This is a genomic window from Magnetospirillum sp. WYHS-4 (assembly GCA_039908345.1).
Classification (GTDB): Bacteria; Pseudomonadota; Alphaproteobacteria; order Rhodospirillales; family GLO-3; genus JAMOBD01.
The window spans coordinates 1-19,782 of sequence record JAMOBD010000045.1 but is presented as its reverse complement, the minus strand read 5'-3'; the positions used below and the strand labels follow the sequence as shown (position 1 = coordinate 19,782).

The window sequence follows — 19,782 nt, the reverse complement described above, 5'->3', positions numbered from 1 at the left end:
CTATTTGGCCAGGACGCCGTGGCGCAGCAGGTTTTCCCTGAGCAGGGCCAGGGCGGCCGGGAAGCCGGCCAGGGAAAAGGTTTCCGAACGAACCTCGCCGCCCGGCAGACCGAAATAGAGCACCGCCTGGCGGCCCTTGGCCAGGGCGTCCACCAGTTGGGTACCGTGCAGACCGGCCCAGGCGGCTTCGCCGAAGGGGCTGGGGGTGACGGGAGTCTGCGGCGCGCCATCCACCGCCACCAGGAAGGGCCGGGCGACGTCGACGTGGCCGGGAACCCGCACCGCCACCCGGAACAGGCCGCCCGGTTCCTCGGTGACGGCCATGGAGGACCGGAGGCCGCCCAGGGCCGGCGGCGGGGCGCTCATCCGGCAGGTCTTGCGGCCGCTGGCCAAGTCGCGGTCGCAGGTAACCGCCCAGTCGCCCTGGATCTGGAAGAAGAACACGTGGCCGGCCGCCGCCCCCGTTCCCAACAAAAGGCCGGCGAGCAGGACGATCCAGCGCATGGCCGATCAATAGTCCAGGAAGCTGCGCAGCTTGCGCGACCGGCTGGGATGCTTGAGCTTGCGCAGGGCCTTGGCCTCGATCTGGCGGATGCGCTCGCGAGTCACCGAGAACTGCTGGCCTACCTCTTCCAGGGTATGGTCCGTGTTCATGCCGATGCCGAAACGCATGCGCAGCACGCGCTCCTCGCGGGGCGTGAGGGAAGCCAGCACCCGCGTGGTGGTTTCGCGCAGGTTGCCCTGGATGGCGGCGTCCAGCGGCTGGACGGCGTTCTTGTCCTCGATGAAGTCGCCCAGATGGCTGTCCTCCTCGTCGCCGATCGGAGTCTCCAGGCTGATCGGCTCCTTGGCGATCTTCAGCACCTTGCGCACCTTTTCCAGGGGCATGGAGAGCTTCTCGGACAGTTCCTCCGGCGTCGGTTCGCGGCCGATCTCGTGCAGCATCTGGCGCGAGGTGCGCACCAGCTTGTTGATCGTCTCGATCATGTGCACCGGGATGCGGATGGTGCGCGCTTGATCCGCGATGGACCGCGTGATGGCTTGGCGAATCCACCAGGTGGCGTAGGTGGAGAACTTGTAGCCGCGCCGGTATTCGAACTTGTCCACCGCCTTCATCAGGCCGATGTTGCCTTCCTGGATCAGGTCGAGGAACTGCAGGCCGCGGTTGGTGTACTTCTTGGCGATGGAGATCACCAGGCGCAGGTTGGCCTCGATCATTTCCTTCTTGGCCTTGCTGGCCTCGCGCTCGCCCTTCTGCACCGTCGAGACGATGCGGCGGAATTCGGCGGTCGGCAGGCCGGCCTCGTGGGAGATGGCGCCGATGGTGGCGCGGATGGCTTCGGCCTCCTTGGCGTACTTGGCGGCGAACTTGTTCCAGGCCTTGCCGGGCAGTTTGCCGACCCGCTCCACCCAGTTGGGGTCCAACTCGTAGCCCTGGTAATGGAGCAGGAAGTCCTCGCGCTTGACCTTGCATTCCAGGGCCAGGCGCATCAGGCGGCCTTCCTGGCCGATCAAGCGGCGGTTCAATTCGTAAAGCTGCTCGACCAGTTGCTCGATGCGGGCGTTGTTGAGATGGACGTTCTCCATCAACTCGACCAACTCGTGGCGGAGCTTGCCGTAGCGGGTTTCCGAGGCCGCCTTGATCGATTCGCCCTTCTTCAGGGCATCGATGCGCTGGATCTGCAGCTTGTGCAGCTTCTTGTAGGTGGCGGCGATCTGCTCGAAGGTCTCGATAACCTGGGGCTTGAGGGCGGCTTCCATGACCGCCAGGGAAACGTTGTTCTCGTCGCTCTCGGCATCCTCGCCTTCTTCGCCGGGCGCCACGGCCTCGGCCTCGGCGGCCTCGCCTTGCCCGGCTTCCGGTTCGTCCTCGCCGTGCGCCCGGCGGCGGGCGGCCGGGACCTCCTCGGCCTCGTCGCCGGGGCGGGCGCCCTTGCGGGCGGGACGGGCGGGCTTGACCTCGACGATTTCCTGGGCGGGTTCCTCTTCCGCGTCGGCGGCGGCTTCCACGGCCGCCAGTTCCTCGTTGCCCGGGTTTTCGCCGTAGGTAGCCTCCAGATCGATGATGTCGCGCAGCAGCATCCGGCCCTCGGCGAGGGCATCGTGCCATTGTACCACGGCGCGAATGGTGAGAGGGCTTTCGCAGATGCCGCCGATCAGCATCTCGCGCCCGGCCTCGATACGCTTGGCGATGGCGATTTCGCCCTCGCGCGACAGCAGTTCGACCGAGCCCATCTCGCGCAGATACATGCGTACCGGGTCGTCGGTGCGACCCAGTTCGTTCTCGTCGACGTTACCGCCGGCGTATTCCTCCTCGAAAGGCTGGCTTTCGGCGGCTTCGGCGGGCTCTTCGCCTTCCTCGCTCTCGATGACGTTGATGCCCATCTCGGAAAGCTGGGCCATGGTATCCTCGATCTGCTCCGAGGAAACCTGATCCGGCGGCAGAGTGGCGTTCAGTTCGTCGTAGGTGACGTAGCCGCGCTCGCGCCCGCGAGCGATCATCTTCTTGATGCCCGCCCCCAAAGTATCGAGAAGCGGGCTGTCCGCCGTCTCGCCCTGGGTGTCCTTCGGTTCGGTCGCCGCCTTGGTCGCTTTGGTGGCCATGAGGAATTCCGCTCCCGGTGGGATGCCGCGCCGTGACGAAACCGCTAGGCCTGCCGCCGAATGATCGGCGCGGCAAAAAGGCCGCCTCCCCCTTCGAGCCCGAGGCCGGGCCCGTCGTTCCGGATGGCCGTGTTGCCTGAGATGGCGTTCCCGTGCGATCGCGTCAAGGCTGTTGCCCTGAAATGCGGTATAAAGACTCGGCGGCCGCGTTTGTCAAGTCGGGGGGCTGCAAGCCAGGGCAACCGGCGTCTTCCGCCGGCCTGCCCCCGCCGCTACTTTTCCCTTGCCGACGACGGCGAAACCATCCGCGGCTACCTGCGGCCGGGGTCACTCCTCGCCCAGGCGGGCGCGCACGAGGGCCAATCGCCGGGCCAGGGCCTCGTCGGAATAGTCGCCGTCGTCGGCGTCCGCTTCCTTCAGTTCCGCCCGGTGGGCGGCCTTGCGCAGCAGATCTAGGTTGTCCTGCCATGCCACATGGACATCTTCCGGCAGCGCATCGGGCCGCACGAAGCGGTGGCGGCGGATCAGGGGATCGTGGAACAAGAGGTGCAGGGAATCCTCCTGGCCGCGCCGCGCCAGTTCCTCCTTCACCGTCTCGGGCGTCCAGTCCCCCTCCTCGCCCAGCAGGACCACCAAGTCCTGGCGCAGGCGATCCATGGCCGGTTCGCCGAAATGGGCGACGCCCAGACTGTCTTCCAGATGGACGAACCGGTCCGGATGGTTGATGGCGATGGCCAGCAGCACCCTTTCGGCCTGGTGCAGCCCGTCGATGGGGGCGGCGGGTCCGGCGCGGCCGTCGAGGACGGCGGGGCCGGGGCCGCGACCGCCCTTGCGGGCCGCCGGCCGTTGCCAGAGGCGATCCTTGAAGGCCCGCAGGAAATGGGCGCGTACCGTGGGCTCGGGGATCTGCCGGGCCAGGTCCTCCAGGCGCTTTTGCAGCGCGGCCCGCTGTTCGGGCGCCGCGGGGACGTGGCCGCCGGATTCCATGCGCCACAGCACTTCCGACAGGGGCTGGGCGGTGGCCAGAATCTTCTCCATGGCCACCGGGCCTTCCTTGGCGATCAGGCTGTCCGGGTCCTCGCCCCCGGAGAGCACGGCGAAGCGCAGCGACACCCCCGCCTTGAGGATGGGCAGGCTGCGCAAGGCTGCCCTTGCCGCCGCCTTCTGCCCCGCCGCGTCGCCGTCGAAGCAGAGAATGGGATCGGGCGCCAAGCGCCAGAGTTCCTGGATCTGGTCCTCGGTCAGCGCGGTGCCCAGGGGGGCGACCGCATGCTCGAACCCGGCCCGCGCCAGGGCGATGACGTCCATGTAGCCCTCGGTGACCAGGATCGTTCCCGCCTTGCGGATGGCGGGCAGGGCCTGGGCCAGGCCGTAAAGGGTGCGGCCCTTGTGGAAGAGGGCGGATTCGGGGGAATTCAGGTACTTGGGCTCGCCCGGCCCCAGCACCCGGCCGCCGAAGGCGATCACCTGCCCGCGCCGGTCGGTGATGGGGAACATCACCCGGCCGCGGAAGCGGTCGTAGGGCGCGCGCTCGCCTTCCTCGGGCCGGATCACCAAGCCGGCCGCCACCATCTGGTCTTCCGCCACCCCGTCCCGCCCGAGGGCCGCCTTGAGAGCGCTTCGCGAATCCGGAGCGAAGCCCAGGCGGAAGCGGGCGACGGTGTCGTCGTCCAGGCCGCGCCGACGCAGGTAGTCGAGGCCCGCCCGGCCTTCGGGCATGCGAAGCGAGCGTTCGAAGAACTGGCAGGCCTTTTCCACCACCTCGTGGAGGGTTTGCCGCTCGCGGGTCCGCTCCCGTTCCTCGGGGCTGTCCTGAGGGACCTCCAGCCCCACCTCGCCGGCCAACTTCTCGACGGCCTCGGGGAAGTTGAGGCTCTCGGTGTTCATCACGAAGTCGATGGCACTGCCATGCGCCCCGCAACTGAAGCAGTGGTAGAATCCCTTCTCGTCGCTGACCGAGAACGACGGGGTCTTCTCCTTATGGAAGGGGCAAAGGCCCCAGTTTTCCCGCCCCTTGCGGGTCAGCTTGACCTTGCGGCCCACCACCTCGGTGACGCGCAGGCGAGCCCGCAACTCGTCCAGGAACTGCGCCGGGAAGGCCAAGGGGTCAGCTCAGGCGCTGCTTGATGGTGCCGCTGGCCTTGGCGAAGTCCATGCGGCCGGCGAAGCGTTCCTTCAGGGCGGCCATGGTGCGGCCCATGTCCTTGAGGCTCTTGGCTTCCAGTTCGGCGACCAGGGCGTCGATGGCGGCGGCCATCTCCGCTTCGCCCATCTGCTGGGGCATGAAGCCCTCGATGACGGCGATCTCCTCCGCCTCGTTCTTCACCAGATCGGGGCGGTTACCCTGTTCGTAGAGCGCGATGCTCTCGCGGCGCTGCTTCACCATCGACTGAAGCATCTGCAGAATTTCGTCCTCCGGGATGCCGCCGGAGTTTCCCCTGCCGCGGGCGGCGATGTCGCGATCCTTCAAGGCCGCCAGGATCAGGCGCACCGTCGAAACTCCGCGATCGTTCTTGGCCTTCATCGCCTCCTTCAAGGCTTCGCTCAGGCGTTGGCGCAGCATGATTCGGGCCTCCCCTCCATCGTTTCCCGGTCCTCCGGAAGGGGGGACGTTAGCGGAGAAGACCCTCGGAGGCAACGGCATTCATTATAAGTATTTGATTTATAATATTTTTCGTGTTTCGGGCCGGCTCTTGACGCGGCGTGTCACAATGGCTTAAACAACGCTGGAGCAGTCCTCGAGGATACGCCCATGTCCGCTTCCGCCGATCCCGTAGCGCCGGCCGACGCCGCGCGGCCGCCCATGACCGACGCCGCCCTGGTGCTGGACGACGGTTCCGTCTACTGGGGGCGTGGGGCGGGCATCCAGGGAGTGGCTGTCGGCGAAGTCTGCTTCAACACCTCGATCACCGGCTACCAGGAAATCCTGACCGATCCATCCTACGCCGGGCAGATCATCACGTTCACCTTTCCCCATATCGGCAACGTCGGTACCACTCCGGAAGATATCGAGACCGTGACGCCGGCCGTGCGTGGCTGTGTGCTCCGGACCGATATCACCAACCCGGCCAACTGGCGCTCCACCGAGCATCTGGACACCTACCTCAAGCGGCACCGTCTGGTCGCCGTGACCGGGGTCGATACCCGCCGTTTGACCCGGCGGATCCGTGACGGGGGCGCCCCGCGCGGGGCTTTGATCCATGCCCCGGACGACCGTCTCGATGCGGCGGCGCTGGCGGTGATGGCGCGGGCCTGGCCGGGCCTGGAAGGCATGGACCTGGCCAAGGAGGTCACCTGCCGCGAGCCCTACGACTGGGACGAATCCGTTTGGCGCCTGGGCGAAGGATTTTCCCGCCAGACGGCGCCGCGCTTCCATGTGGTGGCGGTGGATTTCGGGGCCAAGCGCAACATCCTGCGCTGCCTGGCCTCGGCCGGTTGCCGGGTGACGGTGGTGCCGGCCCAGGCGACCGCGGAACAGGTGCTGGCCTACAAGCCGGACGGCGTGTTCCTGTCCAACGGTCCCGGCGATCCGGCGGCCACGGGGGCTTACGCGGTGCCGATGATCCGCGGCGTGCTGGACGCCAGCCTGCCCTTGTTCGGCATCTGCCTGGGGCACCAGATGTTGGGGCTGGCCCTGGGCGCCAAGACCTACAAGATGCACATGGGCCATCGCGGCGGCAACCAGCCGGTGAAGGACCTGGAAACCGGCAAGGTGGAAATCACCAGCCAGAACCACGGATTCGCCGTCGACCGCGACAGCCTGCCCAATATCGTGATCGAGACCCACCGGTCGCTGTTCGACGGGACCATCGAGGGTCTGCGCCTTGCCGACCGCCCGGCCTTCTCGGTACAGTATCATCCCGAGGCCTCGCCCGGGCCCCATGACAGCCACTACCTGTTCCACCGCTTCGTGGACCTGATGGCGAGGAAGCCATGAGCACCACCGTCAAGCACACGGAGAAGACGCGCGAAGAGTGGGTGGCCCAGGCCAAGCTGCTCTCCGAGGCCTTGCCCTACCTGCGGCAGCATGCCGGCGGGACCTTCGTCGTCAAATACGGCGGCCACGCCATGGAAAGCGACGAACTGGCGCATCTGTTCGCCCGCGACGTGGTGCTGCTCAGCTTCGTCGGCATGAACCCCATCGTGGTGCACGGCGGAGGCCCGCAGATCGGTAGCATGCTGAAGCGCCTCGACATCAAGAGCGAGTTCATCGACGGCTTGCGGGTTACTTGCGGCGAGACGGCCACGGTGGCCGAGATGGTTCTGTCGGGCTCGATCAACAAACATATCGTTTCCGCCATCAACCTGGCGGGCGGCTTCGCGGTCGGCCTGTCGGGCAAGGACGGCAACCTGATCGATGCCGTCAAGATGCGCAAGGTCAAGCGCGACCCGGACACCCAGGCGGAGACCATCCTCGACCTGGGCCTGGTGGGAGAGCCGAAGACGATCAACACCCACATCCTCGAATTCTTCGAGAAGTCAGACATCATCCCGGTGATCGCGCCCATCGGCCGCGGCCCCCATGGGGAGACGCTGAACATCAACGCCGACACGGCGGCCGGTTCCATCGCCGGGGCCATGAAGGCGCGGCGTCTGTTGATGCTTACCGACGTGGAGGGCGTCCTGGACAAGCAGAAGCGCCTGATCCAGCAGATGACGGCCACCGAGGCGCGGGCCTACATCGCCGACGGCACCATCACCGGCGGCATGATTCCCAAGGTGGAAATGTGCCTGCACGCCATCGAAGCCGGAGTGGAAGGCGCCGTCATCCTGGACGGCCGGGTTCCCCACGCGGTATTGCTGGAGTTGTTCACCGAGCATGGCGTCGGTACGCTCATCCTGCGCGATCCGGCCTGACCTCCCTCTCGTTCTCGGCTTGGCAAGCGGCGGGCGGGCGGGTATCTATTGGCGTCATGAAACTCCTCGCCCCCATCCTCGCCATCCTCGCCTGCCTGGTCGCCGGGCTCGTTTGGGCCGCCGCCGCCAAGCACGTGGGCGCCTTCGAGACCTGGAACGTCTTCACCACCACCGAAGGCGGCAAGAAGATCTGCTACATGGCCAGCCACCCGACCAAGTCGGATAATTCGCCGGCCAAGCGTGCCGACGCCATGGTGCTGATTACCCATTATCCGGCGGATAAGGTCTTCAACGAGGTTGCCGTGCAGACCGGATTCGCCGTCAAGGAGGGCCAGGACGTCGACGCCCTGATCGGCGGGGCCTCGTTCAAGCTGTTCTTCAAGGACGGCGCGGGCTGGAACCGCGACGCTTCGGGGGACAAGGCCATGGTGCAGTCCATGCGTTCGGGGAATTCCTTGATCGCCAAGGCGATCCCGGTGACGGGCAAGCTGGTCGAGGACACCTATTCCCTGAAGGGGTTCGGGGCGGCCCACGATGCCCTCAACAAGGCCTGCGGGGCCCCTTGAGCGATTCACGCAAGGATCTGGTGGGCCTGAGCCGCGCCGAATTGGCTGTAGAGATGGCGGCCATCGGCGAGAAGCCCTTCCGTGCCCGCCAGCTCTGGCACTGGATCTATCACCAGGGCGTCACCGACTTTGCCCTGATGACCACCCTTGGCAAGCCGTTGCGCGACAAGTTGGCCGAAGGCTACCGGGTGGGGCGCCTCGCCCTGGTGCGGGAGCAGATATCCGAGGACACCACCCGCAAGTGGCTGCTGGGCCTCGACGACGGTAACGAGGTCGAGACCGTCTACATCCCCGAGGAAGACCGCGGCGCCGTCTGCGTTTCCACCCAGGTGGGCTGCACGCTGACTTGCCGCTTCTGCCATACCGGCACCCAGCCCCTGGTGCGCGACCTGACGGCGGGCGAGATCGTCGGCCAAGTGATGGCGGCCCGCGACGCCATTGGCGAATGGCCGACACCCACCGACGAGCGCATGCTGTCCAACGTGGTGGTCATGGGCATGGGGGAGCCGCTCTTCAACTACGACGAGGTCGCCAAGGCCCTGTCCATCCTGATGGACCACGAGGGGATTTCCATCTCCAAGCGGCGCATCACGCTGTCGACCTCGGGCGTGGTGCCGATGATGAAGCGCCTGGGCGAGGAACTGGGGGTCAAGCTGGCCGTGTCCCTGCACGCCGCCACCGACGAAGTGCGCGACCGCATCATGCCGATCAACAAGAAGTACCCGCTGGCCCAACTGATGAAGGCCTGCCGCGAATATCCCGGAGCCACCAACGCCCGGCGCATCACTTTCGAATACATCATGCTGAAGGGCGTCAACGACAGTCCCGAGGATGCCCGCGAACTGCTGCGCCTGATCGAGGGCATTCCCTGCAAGTTCAACCTGATCCCCTTCAACGCTTGGCCGGGGGCGCCCTTCGATACGCCGTCCATCGCCGCCATGCAGAGGTTTTCCCGCATCCTGCTGGACGCCGGCTATTCGGCCCCCATACGGGTACCCCGGGGCCGCGACATCCTGGCCGCTTGCGGCCAGTTGCGCTCGGAAAGCGAACGGCAGCGCCGCCCGCAAGAGTCATAGGCCGTCATGGCCTGCCGATTGGCGGGGCTCCCGCCTTCTTCCCGGATCGCTATCGCTAGTGGTGCACCGATACCCGGTCCATGACTTCGCCGGCGATGTCGTGGGGCAGAGTGGCGGACAAATCACCCAGGGACAGCATGCCGATCATCCGGCTGGTATCGTGGTCGAGGACTGCCAAGCGTCGGATCTTCCTGTCTTCCATCAGGTGGATGGCCACTTCCACGTCGTCGTTGTCAAGGCAAGTGGCGACTTCCCGAGTCATGATGGTATCCACCAAGGTGGTCTCGCCGTCCAAACCCTCCGCCACCAGGCGGCAGACGATGTCTCTATCGGTCAGGATACCGACCAGACGGTCGCCCGCCATCACCGGCAGGCTGCCGACGTTGCACTCGCGCATGATCTGGGCTGCATCCAGGATGGTCGCCGTCGGATCGAGGCATTCTACCTCGGGCGACATGATTTCCTTGATCCGCATGGGAACCTCCTTCGCTTCGTGAAGCCGAAAAGGTCACTCCGGTACGTCGGCAGTAGGCCGCAAGATGTCAAGGGGAGGCGTCACAAGCGGCGGGCGCCGGGCGTCTACGGCAAAGGAGGACGGACCGGCGATGGACCCGAGGCTGCGCGCATTCCTTTTGGCCGCGAGCTTCCTCCCGCGTTCCCGCCCGTCCGTCGAAACGCCGCCCCGGAGGCCCGCCATGACCGACGACCTGACCTACCTGTTCTTCCTCAACGAGGCTTTCCGCAAGGCGCCCGAGAATGGGAGATGCGGTGTCCTGGTCCGCGGTTCCTGGCCCACCAAGCCGGATGCGTCGCTGGTCGCGACCCAGGCCGCGCAGGCGATCATCGATACCCCGGACCACACGCCGGTGGTCCAGATCTGTCAGAACGTCAAGGACGACGTCCCCGGCCACGACCTCTACCTGAACTACGAACCTACCGAGCTTTGCCTGGGCATGGCCTGGCGGATCAAGGTCCGGCGGATCGTCTATTCCGTGCCGGGGAAGTTCACCAAGGAGGACGACCCGGTCGGCAATGTCGCGAACCTCCAGAAGAACTACTATATTCTGTACAACCCCAGCGAGGAAACCATCGGCACGCCGAAAGCCTATGCCGTCGGCGGCAACACGATCGAGTGGCTGAAGGGGTTCAAGAACCTGCCGGGTGGGACTTTCAGAGATGCTGCATGGGTAGATCCCAGCGCCGCGCTCGATTTCACCTTCCTCGCCGGGATCAAGCCGGCTGGCCCCGACCTCGCGACGGTTTCCAGCGACCTGAAGGTCGACGCGGCGGCGGCGGCGATTCAATTGGCGAAGATCGACTCGATCTTCATGCTCCTGGCCTATGCCCTGGTGGGCGGGTCCTGGAATCGCAACTTGCCGAAGACGGATCGGAAGAAGGAGGGGCCGCGCCCCTTCGGCAACAACATCGGGTCGATCCTGGTGGCCCCCGCCGTTCCCGAGACGGTCACGACGCCGCGCCAGATCGTCGGCTGGGGGCTCAACCTCAAGGAGACCAATCCAACCTATCACGGCGAGACCCTGATGATCGGCAAGTACCTCACGGGCAAGAACCCCCCGACACTGCCCGTCGGCAGCCGGCTCTACACGACCTTGGAGCCCTGCTTCATGTGTTCCGGCTACATCGCCACCACGGCTCCGGCAGGAGGCGTGGCGGTGGTCTCGGGCCAGGACGATCCCAACATCAGCGCGCCGGGCAAGGGCAGAAGCGCGCTCCGGCGCGGCGTCAACGACTGTTCTCTGGTCGACTGGGAGGCAGGCTCCGACTACAAGCTGGCCGAGTTCCTGAAATCGATGCAGACCCAGGCGGAAGCCATGGCCGAAACGGCGCCGGAATTCGGCTACAACCAGAAGACCATCATCGACTTCCTGTTCGGCGAAGGGGCCGAGGCGGCCTATGTGGACGAACTTTCGGTCCTGCCCTTGTTCGTCCGCCACAAGATGGCCGTGCGTCCCGACGCGGCGGCGGAACATCTGGCCCACGAAGTCGCCGGTCGCTATTTCGCCGACTGCAAGAAGGCCCAGCAGGCGCCGGCCCTCGGGTCGGTGGAGGCCCTGGGCAACGGCCGCAAGGCGGCGGAAGCCATCCTTCCGGTCCTCGGCGCATACCTGGACTACGGTATCGCCTTCCTGAATGCCGTCGCGGCCAAGGGGACGATCCAACCCCTCGCCCCCACCGTCAAGAGGGTGGCGGAACTTCAGGCCGACGATCCCCTGATGAAGGCCATTCCCTTCCTCTGACACGACTCCCCCGCACCCTCTTGCGAGGCGGCGCGCATGGCCTATACTGCGCCGCCTCGTTTTCTTTTCGCCGCAAGGGTGCCCCCATGAAGAAAGACGTCAAGAAGGTGGTCCTGGCCTATTCGGGCGGACTCGACACCTCGGTGATCCTGCGCTGGCTGCAGGACAACTACGGCTGCGAGGTCGTCACCTTCACCGCCGACGTCGGCCAGGGCGAGGAACTGGAACCCGCCCGCAAGAAGGCCGAGATGATGGGCATCAAGCAGATCTTCATCGAGGACCTGCGCGAGGAATTCGTCCGCGACTACGTGTTCCCCATGTTCCGCGCCAACGCCCTCTACGAAGGGACCTACCTGCTGGGAACCTCCATCGCCCGGCCGCTGATCGCCAAGCGCCAGGTGGAAATCGCCCGCCAGGTCGGCGCCGATGCCGTGGCCCACGGCGCCACCGGCAAGGGGAACGACCAGGTTCGCTTCGAGATGGGCTACTACGCCCTGGAACCCGGCATCCGGGTCATCGCGCCGTGGCGGGAATGGGACTTGACCTCGCGCTCCAAGCTCATCGAATACGCCGAGAAGCACCAGATTCCGGTGCCCAAGGACAAGCGCGGCGAGGCGCCCTTCTCCCAGGATGCCAACCTTCTGCACATCTCTTCCGAGGGCAAGATGCTGGAGGACCCCTGGTCCGAGGTCGACTACACCCACGTCCTGTCCCGCATGGTGATGCCCGAGGCGGCGCCCGACAAGCCCACCTACGTGGAAATCGACTTCGAAAGGGGCGATCCGGTGGCGGTGGACGGGAAGCGCCTGTCGCCCGCCGGCCTGCTGACCCGCCTGAACGAACTGGGCGGCGCCAACGGCGTCGGGCTCACCGACATCGTGGAGAACCGCTTCGTCGGCATGAAGTCGCGCGGCGTCTACGAGACGCCGGGCGGCACCATCCTGTTCCACGCCCGCCGGGCGGTGGAAAGCCTGACCCTGGATCGCGGCGCCATGCACCAGAAGGACGAACTGATGCCGCGCTACGCCGAGCTGGTCTACAACGGCTTCTGGTTCACGCCCGAGCGCGAGATGCTCCAGGCCCTCGTCGACAAGGCCGCGGAGCGGGTCACCGGCACGGTGCGCGTCAAGCTCTACAAGGGCAACGTCATGGTGGTCGGTCGCAAATCGCCCCTCAGCCTCTATTCCGAGGCCGTCGCCACTTTCGAGGCCGACAGCGTCTACAACCAGCAGGACGCCGAGGGCTTCATCAAGCTGAACGCCCTGCGTCTGCGCCTGGCCGCGGCCCTGAAGAAGTGACATGACCAACCTCAACAGCTTCCGCAACGGCCCCGACGAGGGCGGCCACTTCGGCATCTACGGCGGGCGCTTCGTCGCCGAGACCCTGATGCCGCTGATCCTGGAGGTGGAGAAGGCCTACGCCGCCGCCAAGGCCGATCCCGCCTTCCATGCCGAGATGAAGGGCTACCTGACCCACTACGTGGGCCGGCCCAGCCCGCTCTATTTCGCCCGGCGCATGACGGAAAAGCTGGGCGGCGCCAGGATCTACTTCAAGCGCGAGGACCTCAACCACACCGGCGCCCACAAGGTCAACAACTGCATCGGCCAGGCGCTGCTGGCGCGACGCATGGGCAAGAACCGGATCATCGCCGAGACCGGCGCCGGCATGCACGGCGTCGCCACCGCCACCGTCTGCGCCCTGTTCGACATTCCCTGCACGGTCTACATGGGCGCCAAGGACATCGAACGCCAGGCGCCCAACGTCTTCCGCATGAAGATGCTGGGGGCCGAGGTCAAGCCGGTGACCGCCGGCTCGGCCTCCCTCAAGGACGCCATGAACGAGGCCATGCGCGACTGGGTGGCCAACGTGGAGAACACCTACTACCTGATCGGCACTGTGGCCGGGCCGCATCCCTATCCCATGATGGTGCGGGACTTCCAGTCGGTGATCGGCGAGGAGGTGCGGGTCCAGATGCAGGAGCTGGAAGGGCGCCTGCCCGATACCCTGGTGGCCTGCATCGGTGGCGGCTCCAACGCCATGGGCCTGTTCCATCCCTTCCTGGACGATCCGGGCGTGCGCATCTTCGCCGTCGAGGCGGCGGGCGAGGGCATCGAGACCGGCAAGCACGCCGCCTCCCTTTCGGCGGGACGGCCGGGAGTGCTGCATGGCAACCGCACCTACCTGCTGCAGGACGAAGACGGTCAGATCCAGGAAGCCCATTCCATTTCGGCCGGGCTCGACTATCCGGGCATCGGGCCCGAGCATTCTTGGCTGCACGACATCGGCCGGGTGGACTATGTCTCGGCCACCGACGCCGAGGCCTTGGAGGCCTTCCACGCCTGCACCCGCCTGGAAGGCATCATCCCGGCCCTGGAATCCGCCCATGCGGTGGCCCATGTGCTGCGCATCGCGGGGACCTTGCCCAAGAACAACCTGATGGTGGCCTGCATGAGCGGGCGCGGCGACAAGGACCTCAATACCGTGGCCCGCCATTCGGGGATGGACCTATGACCCGCATCGACCGGCGTTTCCAGGATCTGAAGCGGGAAGGGCGCGGCGGCCTGGTGGCCTTCATCACCGCCGGAGATCCCGATTACGCGACATCGCTGGCCATCCTCAAGGGCCTGCCGGCGGCCGGGGCCGACATCATCGAACTGGGCATGCCCTTTTCCGATCCCATGGCGGACGGACCGGCAATCCAGGCCGCCTCGCTGCGGGCGCTGCGGGCCGGCATGACCCTGAGGAAAACCCTCGCCATGGTGGCGGAATTCCGCCAGGGCGACGCCGCCACGCCTATCGTGCTGATGGGCTACTACAATCCCATCTACAGCTACGGGGTGGACGCCTTCCTGAAGGATGCCCGCGAAGCCGGGGTGGACGGCCTGATCGTCGTCGACCTGCCGCCCGAGGAGGAAGGCGAGTTGTGCCTGCCGGCCCTCAAGGCGGGCATCAACTTCATCTACCTGACGGCACCGACCACCGATGACGCCCGCCTGGCGAAGGTGCTTAGGAACGCCAGCGGCTTTGTGTACTATGTCTCGATCCTGGGTATCACGGGTACCGCCTCGGCGCCCATCGACCAGGTCGAGGCGGCGGTGACGCGGCTGAAGGGGCATACCGACCTGCCGGTGGCGGTCGGATTCGGCATCAAGACGCCGGAACACGCGGGCCGGATCGCCGCCATCGCCGAAGCGGCGGTGGTCGGGTCCGCCCTGGTCAACGTGGTGGCCGCCGGCCTGGATGGCAACGGCCAGGCCAAGCCGGGACTGGTGGCGGAGGTCCTGGCTTTCGCCGGACGGCTGGGCGACGGCGTGCGGAAGAAGGGGTAGTGCGGTGAATTGGCTCAAGAATTTCGTTAAGCCCAAGCTGCGCGAACTGGTTGGGGGCAAGAAGGAAATCCCCGACAACCTGTGGCGCCAGTGTCCGCGTTGCGAGCAGATGATCTTTCATCGCGACCTGGAGACCAACCTCAACGTCTGCCCGCACTGCGGCCATCACATGCGGCTCAATGCGGCCGAACGGCTGAAGATGCTTTTCGACGACGGCGCCTACCAGACCATCGAGGTGGGCGATACCGTTGTCGATCCGTTGCGCTTTCGCGACCGCAAGAAGTACTCGGACCGTCTCCGGGAAGCCCAGTTCAAGAGCGGCGCCAAGGACGCCCTGGTGGTCGCCCACGGCCGCATGGGCGGGATGAGCGTGGTGGTCGCCGCCTTCGAGTTCTCGTTCATGGGCGGGTCCATGGGCGTCGCGGTGGGCGAGGGCATCCTGTCGGCGGCGCGTCTTGCCATGGTGCAGGACGCTCCCCTGATCGTCGTGCCGTCGTCGGGCGGCGCCCGCATGCAGGAAGGTATCCTATCGCTGATGCAGATGACCCGCACCACCCTGGCGGTCGAGGAAGTGCGGGAAGCCGGGCTTCCTTACATCGTTGTGCTGACCGATCCGACCACGGGCGGCGTTTCGGCCTCTTTTGCCATGCTGGGCGACATCGCCATCGCCGAGCCCGGCGCGGTGATCGGCTTTGCCGGGGCGCGCGTCATCGAGCAGACCATCCGCGAGAAGCTCCCCGAGGGCTTCCAGCGGGCCGAATACCTGATGGACCATGGCATGGTCGACATGGTGGTCCGGCGCCACGAACTGCGCGACACCCTGATCCGAATCGTCGGCCTGTTGCGCAATCCGGGGCCCTCGGCCCAGGTGCTGCCTCTGGTGCCGCACGAGATGGCCTGGGCCATGGCGGCCGGCGGTGCGGCATCCGATGGCGGGGAAGGGGACCGCCCTGCGGAGTGACGATCCTCGCCTGAGACGCCTGGAGGGCTTGCACCCCCAGGCCATCGATCTGTCCCTCGACCGGGTACGGCGCCTGTTGGCCGACCTCGGCCATCCCGAGGTTCGGCTGCCTCCCGCCGTGCATGTGGCGGGCACCAACGGCAAGGGTTCGACGATCGCCTTCCTGCGCGCTATCCTCGAGGCGGCCGGCTATCGCGTCCATGTCTACACTTCGCCCCACTTGGTCCGGTTCAACGAACGCGTCCGCCTGGGCGGGCGGCTGATTTCCGACGAGGATTTGGTGGCGGTGCTCGACGAGGCGGAACAAGTCAACGCCGGTCGTCCCATCACCTTTTTCGAAATCACCACCGCGGCGGCCTTCCTGGCCTTTTCCCAACAGCCGGCGGACGTGCTGCTGCTGGAAACCGGCCTGGGCGGCCGGCTGGACGCCACCAACGTGCTCGACAAGCCGCTGCTGACGGTTCTGACCCCCATTTCCCTCGACCATCAGGACTTCCTGGGTTCCAGCATGGAGGAGATCGCCGGGGAAAAGGCCGGCATCCTCAAGCCCGGCGTGCCTTGCGTGACCGCCAAGCTGAGCCGCAAGACCGCCAGCGTGGTACGGGCCCGCGCCCAGGAAGTGGCTGCGTCCTTGCACGAGGAAGGCCCCGACTGGTTCGCCACCAAGATGCCCCAGGGGCTCACCCTGCACGAGGGCCATTCCATTCGTCGCCTGCCCGATCCGGTCCTGATCGGCCCCCATCAAGTGCGCAACGCGGCCCTGGCGGTGGTCTGCGTGGATTTCCTGCGCGATTTAAAGGTGCCGCCGGCCGCCATCGAACTGGGGCTCAGGTCGGTGACTTGGCCCGGCCGCCTGCAACGGATCGCGGGCGGGCCCCTGGCGAAGCTGTTGCCCGACGGCTGGGAGCTATGGCTGGACGGCGGTCACAATCCCGCCGCCGCCGCCATGCTGGCCCAGCAGGCGCGCGGCTGGCGCGGCATGCCGCTGCATCTGGTGTTGGGTATGACCAAGCCTCGCGATCCCGACGATTTCGTCGAAGCCTTCGCCGGGCGGGTGGCCTCCCTGCAGGCCGTGCCGGTGCCGGGCACCGACCGTTCGATCGATCCCGAGGCCATCGCCGCCTTCGCCCGCGTCCGCGCCATTCCCGCCGCGTCCGCACCCGATGTCGCCACGGCGCTGGAACGTATCGCCGCGGCTGGCGGGACGCCGTCCCGCGTCCTGGTCTGCGGCTCCCTCTACCTGATCGGCGATGCCCTGGATAACTGCGGCGAGGACTACTGGCCGGCCTGACCGGAGGGGGGGACCCACGATCCCGGGATTTTCCTGGGGCCCGTGCCGTGCTATCACCCCGTCCATGCTGCATATCAACGATCTCACTTTCCGCTATGGCGGCCGCGTGTTGTTCGATGACGCCTCGTTGGCCGTCCCGGCCGGGCACAAGGTCGGGCTGGTGGGCCGCAACGGCTCGGGCAAGACCACCCTGTTCCGCCTGATCGCTGGCGACATCGCCCCCGACGGAGGGGCGATCGGCCTGCGGGCACGGGTGCGCGTCGGGCGCGTATCCCAGGAGGCGCCGGGCGGGCCGCAGAGCCTGATCGACGCCGTGCTGGCCGCCGATCTCGAGCGCGCCGCCCTGTTGGCGGAGGCCGAAACCGCCGCCGATCCGCACCGCATCGCCGACATCCACACTCGCCTGGCCGATATCGAGGCCCATACCGCTCCGGCCCGCGCCGCCGCCATCCTGGCCGGCCTGGGATTCGACGAAGCGGCGCAGGGCCGGCCGCTCAGCGATTTTTCCGGGGGCTGGCGAATGCGCGTGGCCCTGGCCGGCACTCTGTTCGCCCGTCCGGACCTGCTTCTGCTCGACGAACCCACCAACCACCTGGACCTGGAGGCCACTCTCTGGCTGCAGGGCTATCTGGCGTCCTGGCCGGGCACCCTGATCGTCATCAGCCACGACCGCGGCCTGCTGAATGAGGTGGCGGAGGAAATCGTTCATCTGGAAGGCGGCAAGCTGGTCCGCTACGCCGGCAACTACGACGTCTTCGAGCGGACCCGGCGCGAGCGCCTGGTCCTCCAGGGCAAGGCCCGCGACCGCCAAGTGGCCGAACAACAACGCATCCAGGCCTTTGTCGACCGGTTCCGCTACAAGGCCACCAAGGCCCGCCAAGCCCAGAGCCGGCTCAAGATGCTGGCCCGCATGGAGCCCATCGCCGCCGCCCTGGAAGAGTCCTCGGTGAGCTTCGGCTTTCCGACGCCGCCGCCTCTCGCCCCACCCATCTTGTCCCTGGAAGGTGCGGCGGCCGGCTACGACCCGGAAAATCCGGTGCTGCGGCGACTGGTCCTGCGCCTCGACATGGACGACCGCATCGGCCTGGTAGGAGCCAACGGCAACGGCAAGTCGACTTTGCTCAAGCTTCTTGTCGGCGATTTGCAGCCCCTGGCCGGCAAGGTCGTCCGGGCGGGCAAGCTGAAGGTCGGCTACTTCGCCCAGCACCAGGCGGAGCAACTGGACTATGCCGCGACGCCGTTCGAGCACATCCGCAAGCTGGCTCCCCGCCTGTTCGAGGCCCCGGCCCGCGCCCACCTGGGCCGCTTCGGATTTTCCCAGGAAAAGGCGGACACCAAGGTGGGCGACCTGTCGGGCGGCGAGAAGGCCCGCCTGCTGTTCTCGCTGATGAGCCTGGAGGCGCCGCATCTGATGCTGTTGGACGAACCGACCAACCATCTGGACGTGGACGCCCGGGAAGCCCTGGTCCAGGCGTTGAACGAGTTCGAAGGCGCGGTGATCCTGGTCAGCCACGATCCCCATCTGGTGGAACTGGTCTGCGATCGGCTCTGGCTGGTGGCGGATGGCACCTGCACGGCCTTCGACGGCGATCTGGCCGACTACCGCCGCCACCTGTTGGAGCAGCGGCGCACGGAGAAGCGGGAAGGCCGAGAGGACAAGCCGCGCGACGACCGCCGCGAGGCGCGACGCGAACGAGCCCAGAACCGGGCCGACACCGCCCACCTGCGCAAGGCGGTGAAGGAGGCCGAGAAGAATCTCGACGCGCTCAGCCGCGAACGCGCCGCCCTGGAAGCCCGCCTCGCCGATCCCGCCCTCTATGCCAAGGCGGGCGCGGACATTCCCGCCCTGCGGATGGAGATGGGCCGCCTTGATCGTGCCATGGATGCGGCGGAGCATGTCTGGATGACCGCCATGGAAGCCCTGGAAGGAAGCGGGTAAGACCCGCTATAATCCCCACCATGACCCGATTTCGCCGCTTCGCCCTTTCCATCCTGATCCTCGCCGGAACCGTTTGGCTGGTCTCCGCGCCGGCCCTCGCCCAATCGGCGGACGCGACCAAGCGCCTGTTCGATGCCGTCCGCGCCAACGAAAAGGCCAAGGTCCAGGCCGCCATCGCCGAAGGCGCCGACGTCAACGTCCGCAACAGCCTGGGCATGACCCCCATCGATATCGCCGTCGACCGCGGTTTCTACGATCTGGCGCATTTCCTCCTGTCTCACCGCGGGGCGATCGCCAAGGGCGATGCCACCCCCTCGGCACCCGGCCCTTTGGCCGCCGAACCGGTTCCCGTTCCTTCGGTACAAAAGACCGAGATCCTGGGAGCCCCAGGGAAGCCCTCGCAATACGTGACCGTTCCCTCGGCCCCCCCGCAGGCCGTCGAGCGCCCGGCCCCCGAACCGGTCCAGGCCCCGCCACCGCCGCCCAAGTTGGCGCCCGGCCAGCCCAATCCCTTCGCGCCCGGCAAGGCGGTGGTGGCCACCCGTGCCGCCCAGGCCCCGCCTGCGGCGCCAACAGGACCGGCCCCGGCATCGACGGGTTCGGCCAGCGAGGGAGGCCTGTTCGACAAGATCAAGGGGGTTTTCACCGCGTCGCCCGAAAACGTCGCCAAGCCCGTCGAGGACAAGCCGGCGACGGAAAAGACCGAAGTCCCGGCGGCGAAGGAACCGGAAGGCCGCCCGGCCGAGCCGGACTCCGGTCCCGGTATCATGGATCGCTTGAAGGGTATTTTCGGGTCCTCCCCGGACAAGTCCTCCGCCGCTCCGCCACCGGCTCCCGAGGCGATGGCCGCGGTCGCGCCCGTCGCGCCGCCGACCCCGGCCCCCATCCCGGCCATCGCCCA

17 protein-coding genes are annotated in these 19,782 nt (G+C 66.9%); 12 read left to right on the top strand and 5 right to left on the bottom strand.

Annotated elements, in window-relative coordinates; genetic code table 11:
- The 4 genes from H7841_12895 to H7841_12880 all read right to left on the bottom strand — a co-directional run bounded on the left by H7841_12895 (position 1) and on the right by H7841_12880 (position 5,167).
- On the bottom strand, positions 1 to 504 hold the full coding sequence (locus H7841_12895) for an invasion associated locus B family protein (protein ID MEO5337770.1): 504 nt from the start codon (positions 502 to 504) through the stop codon (positions 1 to 3).
- A gap of 6 nt (positions 505 to 510) precedes the next feature.
- Entirely contained in the window at positions 511 to 2,604 is a 2,094-nt protein-coding gene (gene rpoD / locus H7841_12890) for an RNA polymerase sigma factor RpoD (protein ID MEO5337769.1), read from the bottom strand.
- Between the two features lie 327 nt (positions 2,605 to 2,931).
- The gene (gene dnaG / locus H7841_12885; GenBank protein ID MEO5337768.1) at positions 2,932 to 4,707 is read right to left on the bottom strand and encodes a DNA primase; all 1,776 of its coding nucleotides are present in this window, start codon (positions 4,705 to 4,707) and stop codon (positions 2,932 to 2,934) included.
- A gap of 4 nt (positions 4,708 to 4,711) precedes the next feature.
- A complete protein-coding gene (locus H7841_12880; GenBank protein ID MEO5337767.1) occupies positions 4,712 to 5,167 on the bottom strand; it encodes a GatB/YqeY domain-containing protein in 456 nt (151 codons plus the stop codon).
- A gap of 240 nt (positions 5,168 to 5,407) precedes the next feature.
- Here H7841_12880 and carA point away from each other — a divergent pair, with 240 nt between their 5' ends.
- Genes carA through rlmN form a run of 4 tightly spaced genes read left to right on the top strand, consistent with a single transcriptional unit; the run spans position 5,408 to position 9,103 of the window.
- The gene (carA, locus tag H7841_12875; protein ID MEO5337766.1) at positions 5,408 to 6,541 is read left to right on the top strand and encodes a glutamine-hydrolyzing carbamoyl-phosphate synthase small subunit; all 1,134 of its coding nucleotides are present in this window, start codon (positions 5,408 to 5,410) and stop codon (positions 6,539 to 6,541) included.
- The gene (argB, locus tag H7841_12870; protein MEO5337765.1) at positions 6,538 to 7,461 is read left to right on the top strand and encodes an acetylglutamate kinase; all 924 of its coding nucleotides are present in this window, start codon (positions 6,538 to 6,540) and stop codon (positions 7,459 to 7,461) included. The genes carA and argB overlap by 4 nt, the downstream gene beginning before the upstream one ends.
- A gap of 56 nt (positions 7,462 to 7,517) precedes the next feature.
- A complete protein-coding gene (locus H7841_12865; protein MEO5337764.1) occupies positions 7,518 to 8,027 on the top strand; it encodes an invasion associated locus B family protein in 510 nt (169 codons plus the stop codon).
- Positions 8,028 to 8,080: 53 nt separating this feature from the next.
- On the top strand, positions 8,081 to 9,103 hold the full coding sequence (gene rlmN, locus H7841_12860; protein ID MEO5337763.1) for a 23S rRNA (adenine(2503)-C(2))-methyltransferase RlmN: 1,023 nt from the start codon (positions 8,081 to 8,083) through the stop codon (positions 9,101 to 9,103).
- Between the two features lie 55 nt (positions 9,104 to 9,158).
- On the opposite strand, the gene H7841_12855 is transcribed toward rlmN, so the two are convergent.
- Positions 9,159 to 9,578, bottom strand: a complete 420-nt coding sequence (locus H7841_12855) for a CBS domain-containing protein (GenBank protein ID MEO5337762.1) — start codon at positions 9,576 to 9,578, stop codon at positions 9,159 to 9,161.
- Between the two features lie 220 nt (positions 9,579 to 9,798).
- Between H7841_12855 and H7841_12850 the strand changes: the two genes are divergently transcribed.
- The 8 genes from H7841_12850 to H7841_12815 form a co-directional block, all read left to right on the top strand.
- Positions 9,799 to 11,361, top strand: coding sequence for a hypothetical protein (locus tag H7841_12850; protein ID MEO5337761.1), 1,563 nt, complete (start codon positions 9,799 to 9,801; stop codon positions 11,359 to 11,361).
- Between the two features lie 86 nt (positions 11,362 to 11,447).
- Positions 11,448 to 12,659 carry an argininosuccinate synthase gene (locus tag H7841_12845; protein MEO5337760.1) on the top strand — a complete coding sequence of 404 codons (1,212 nt, stop codon included), beginning with the start codon at positions 11,448 to 11,450 and terminating at the stop codon, positions 12,657 to 12,659.
- 1 nt (position 12,660) lies between these two features.
- Complete coding sequence (trpB, locus tag H7841_12840; protein ID MEO5337759.1) at positions 12,661 to 13,872, top strand: tryptophan synthase subunit beta; 1,212 nt, start codon at positions 12,661 to 12,663, stop codon at positions 13,870 to 13,872.
- Entirely contained in the window at positions 13,869 to 14,690 is an 822-nt protein-coding gene (gene trpA / locus H7841_12835; GenBank protein MEO5337758.1) for a tryptophan synthase subunit alpha, read from the top strand. Before trpB ends, trpA begins: the two co-directional genes overlap by 4 nt.
- A gap of 4 nt (positions 14,691 to 14,694) precedes the next feature.
- On the top strand, positions 14,695 to 15,651 hold the full coding sequence (accD, locus tag H7841_12830; protein ID MEO5337757.1) for an acetyl-CoA carboxylase, carboxyltransferase subunit beta: 957 nt from the start codon (positions 14,695 to 14,697) through the stop codon (positions 15,649 to 15,651).
- The gene (locus H7841_12825; GenBank protein ID MEO5337756.1) at positions 15,620 to 16,942 is read left to right on the top strand and encodes a bifunctional folylpolyglutamate synthase/dihydrofolate synthase; all 1,323 of its coding nucleotides are present in this window, start codon (positions 15,620 to 15,622) and stop codon (positions 16,940 to 16,942) included. Before accD ends, H7841_12825 begins: the two co-directional genes overlap by 32 nt.
- A gap of 64 nt (positions 16,943 to 17,006) precedes the next feature.
- Positions 17,007 to 18,881 (top strand): ATP-binding cassette domain-containing protein, encoded by a 1,875-nt coding sequence (locus H7841_12820; protein MEO5337755.1) that lies wholly within the window; start codon positions 17,007 to 17,009, stop codon positions 18,879 to 18,881.
- A gap of 20 nt (positions 18,882 to 18,901) precedes the next feature.
- On the top strand, positions 18,902 to 19,782 hold an 881-nt coding region (locus tag H7841_12815; protein MEO5337754.1), incomplete at its 3' end, for an ankyrin repeat domain-containing protein.